A 3,996-nucleotide genomic window follows, 5' to 3' on the forward strand; every position below is an offset into this window, starting at 1 on the left:
CGTACCCGCGTGGGAACGTCATCGGCGACCTGGGCGTCGTGCAACTGGATGGGTCGGGGCTGCGCAAGCTGGTTTCGCTCAACTCGCCCCACGAGGCGGCCCCCGCCTGGTCGCCGGATGGCAGCCGCCTCCTGGTGACCGACCGCACTTCGCAGTACTCCGGCCCGATGCCGCTCTTTGCCGTGGACACCGCCGGAACCCGCACGGCCCTGCCGGAAAACTCCGCCGTCATCGGCCAGGCGGGCCCGGCGTACTCGCGCGACGGGGCCTGGGTGTACTACACCGGGATGCTTCCGCAGCAAGACTTCACCCTGTGGCGGATGCGCCCCGACGGCACGGGCCACCAGCAGCTGAGGCCGCGCGACTGGGCCCCGGCGCGCACGGTGCGCCTGTCGCCCAGCGGGGATGGAACACGGGCGGTCTTCGAGGCACCGTTCGAGTGGCGGCTCAGCGTGCTCGACCTGCAGACGCTGGCGGTCGTCAAGCTGGGCGTGATGGGGCGCTCACCCCGCTGGTCGCCCGTGGCGGAACTGATCGCCTACATTGCGGACGACGGGAGCATCCGCGGGGTACTGCCGAACGGAACCGGGGACCGCGCACTGAGCCCCGGCGGACGCCGGTACTGGCCCGAGGTGGACTGGTCGCCCGACGGGCGGTACCTGATCTCCCGTTCCGGCGAGAGCTTTCTGCTGGAGGTGATCGATCCCGCGACACGCACCGCCATCCCGCTTCCCTTCAGCCGCGAATTCCGCAGCCCCGCGTGGAAGCCTTGAGGCGTTCCCGCCCCTGAACGGCGGAGCAAGGCCCCGGTACCCATCAGGTGCCGGGGCCTTCGCGCGTTCGCGTCTCCCGCACCCGGCGCGGCTCGTTCGGCGCCGTGTCGCCGCGCGGTGCGATCCGCTACTTTGGTGCGACTCGCGACAAAGCTTCCTCACCTGGTCCCGTGCCCCTCCGGATGCCATCCCTCCGCGTCCGCCCGCTCGCTTGGATGAGGCCACCCGCCGGACCGTGGTCGCGTGGGTTCGCCGCCGTGCTGCTCGCGGCATCCCACGCCGCCGCGCAGCCCGCACGTCCGCCGGTGGACGCGGAGCCTCGCTTCACCATCACCGGGTGGAGCACGGAGCACGGCCTTCCCTCCAACGTGGCGCGCGACATCCGCCAGACGCCGGACGGCTACCTGTGGCTGGCCTCGTTCGAGGGGCTGGTGCGCTTCGATGGCGTCGCGTTCCGCTCCTTTGCAGAGGCCGAGATCCCCGGGCTGGCCCGCGCCAGCTTCCGGCGCCTGGCCGTGGACCGGCGGGGCGCGCTGTGGGCCGCGAGCGAAACGGGAGGCGTCGTGCGGTGGGCGGGGGGCGAGTGGAGGGTGTTCACCACCCGCGACGGGCTGACGAGCGACCGGGTGACCGCGCTCCTCCCCGATCCGGACGGGTCGATGTGGGTCGGCACGCGCGCCGGCGTCAGCCGCATCGCGGGCGAGCAGGTGACGCGGCTGGCGCTGCCCGCGGGCGAGCCGGAGCCCGCGGCCACGGCGCTGGCGCTGGACGGGGAGGGCGGTCTCTGGATCGGCACGGTCGCCTCGGGCGTGCTTCGGCACCGCGGGGGCGCGCTGACGCGGATCACGCGCCGCGACGGGCTGGGGGACGACCGCGTCACCGCGCTGCGGACGGACGGCGAGGGCGCGGTGTGGGTGGGGACGTTCGCGGGGGTGGCGCGCATCCACCAGGGCCGGGTCACGAGTCCGGGGGCGGCGAGCGCCGCGCGTCCATCGCCCGTGAACGACCTGGTGCAGGACCCGGATGGCGCCTGGTGGCTGGCGGCGGACAACGGCCTCTTCCGCCTCCAGGGCGACCGCATCACCCCCGTGCCGCGGCCGGACGGCGAGGCGTTCACGCAGGTGGAGGGGCTGCACGCCGACCGTGAGGGAAACGTGTGGATCGGCTCGCGGCAGGGCGGGCTCTTTCGCCTGCGCCGGCCCACGGTGCGGATGCTCACCAGCCACGATGAGCTGCCCCACGACTTCGCCGCCGCCATCACGGGCGACGGCGCGGGCGGGGCGTGGATCGCCACGCGCGGCGGGGTCGTCCATCGCTCCGCCGCGGGCTCCGTCGCGTACACCCGGGCCAGCGGCGCGCTGCGCGACGACGTGGCGCGCGACGTGTTGCGCGACCGGGCGGGCGACGTGTGGGTGGCCACCAACAGCGGCCTCACGCGGTTGCGGGGCGGGGGCGCGACGACGTACACCGTGCGCGAGGGGCTTCCGGACGACCGCGTGCGGGTGCTGCTGGAGGACCGGGCCGGCGCGCTGTGGGTGGGCACGTACAACGGCCTCGCGCGGCTGGCGGACGGGAAGTGGACGCACTTCGGTCCGCCGCAGGGGCTGCCGGACGGCTACGTGCTTTCCCTGCACCAGGACCGCGCCGGCACGCTGTGGGTGGGCACGCAGTCCGCCGGGCTCTTCCGGCTGGATGGCGCCCGCTTCGTTCCGGGCCCCGCCGCGCTCGGCGGCCAGCCGGTCTTCCGCATGATCGACGACGCGGACGGCACGCTGTGGGTGGGAACCTCGCGTGGGCTCGCTCGCCTCCGAGGCGGGCAGGTGGCGCTCTTCACCACCCGGAACGGGCTTCACGGCAACACCGTGTTCCAGGCGCTGGACGACGGCGCGGGCGCGCTCTGGCTCACCGGCCCGTGGGGGATCGCCCGGGTTCCGCGGCGCGACCTGGAAGCCGTGGGCGCGGGGCGGGCGCGGATGGTGAACGCCAACGCCTTCGGCATCAGCGACGGGCTGGCGGCGCGGGAGGTCTCGTCCATCGGCGGAGCGTGGCGCGCGCCGGACGGCGTGCTCCACTTTCCGACACCGGCCGGCGTGGCGCTGATCGATCCCCGCCGGCTGCTGCGCAACGCGGTGCCGCTGCAGGCGCTGATAGAGCGCGTGGTTACCAGCGACGGCGAGTCCAGCGGCGCGCGGGACGTGGTCGCCGCACCCGGGCGCCACCGGCTGGAAATCCACTTCACCGCGCCCAGCTTCGTGTCTCCGGACGAGTTGCGGTTCCGCTACCGGCTGGAGGGGTTCGACGGCGGATGGGTGGACGGCGGCACGCGGCGGGCCGCGTTCTACACCAACGTGCCGCCCGGGCGCTACCGCTTCCACGTGCAGGTGCGAAACGAGGACGGCGTGTGGAGCCCGAACACGGCGTCGGTGTCGCTGCGGCTGCGGCCCTACTTCTGGCAGACGCGGTGGTTCTACGCCCTGGCCATCCTCCTGCTGGCCGCCGCCATCTTCGGCCTGCACCGGCTGCGGGTGCGGGCCGCGGAGTTCGCGTCGCGCGAAGAGGTGCTGCGCGCCATGTCGCTGCGCGACGAGCTGACCGGCCTCTACAACCGCCGGGGCCTGCTGGCGCTGGCGGAGCAGCAGATCCAGACGTCGGTGCGGCTGCGCGTGGGCTTTCACGTGCTGTTCGTGGACCTGGACCACCTCAAGCACATCAACGACAATCTGGGCCACGCGCAGGGCGACCAGGCGCTGCGCGACGCCGCCGGGCTGCTGCGATCCACCTTCCGCAAGTCCGACGTGGTGGCGCGGCTGGGGGGCGACGAGTTCGCGGTGCTGGTGATCGGCCGCACGCCCGGGGACGCCTCGCCGCGGGGCGCCGAGGTGGCCATCGCGCGGCTGTACGACGCCATCGAGCACCATGCCGCCACCGTGCGCCGGCCCTACGCCCTATCGATGAGCGTCGGGGCGAGCCGCTTCGATCCCGAGTCCCCGGCCACGCTGGAGGCTCTTCTCCAGCAGGCGGACGAACAGATGTACGCCGACAAGCGCGTCCGCTCCGCCGCCCGCGCCGCGCCCGGCCTCCCCGGCTGAATTTCGGCGCACGGAAGCAGGTGTAGGTTCTGACACCGCATGGCGTTAGATTGATCGTGGCCCTGGCGCGCGATGCGCCCCCGCCGGCCGGAAACCGTTCCGGCAAGCCATTCGTGCGGGCGTGCCATCATGCG

The 3,996-nt window shown here is 73.8% G+C and carries 2 protein-coding genes; both read left to right on the top strand.

Going from position 1 to position 3,996, the window contains the following annotated elements:
- Positions 1–773 (top strand): hypothetical protein (locus tag VIB55_RS21210; protein WP_331878669.1); only part of this gene is annotated, 773 nt, incomplete at its 5' end.
- A 215-nt stretch (positions 774–988) separates the two neighbouring features.
- Entirely contained in the window at positions 989–3,862 is a 2,874-nt protein-coding gene (locus VIB55_RS21215) for a two-component regulator propeller domain-containing protein (RefSeq protein WP_331878670.1), read from the top strand.
- The last annotated feature ends 134 nt before the right edge of the window (positions 3,863–3,996 follow it).

It is taken from the genome of Longimicrobium sp., from assembly GCF_036554565.1.
GTDB lineage: Bacteria > Gemmatimonadota > Gemmatimonadetes > Longimicrobiales > Longimicrobiaceae > Longimicrobium.

Bases quoted from the DNA above. Each gene is read 5' to 3' on its own strand.
- VIB55_RS21215 (WP_331878670.1), top strand. From the start codon at position 989: ATGAGGCCACCCGCCGGACCGTGGTCGCGTGGGTTCGCCGCCGTGCTG.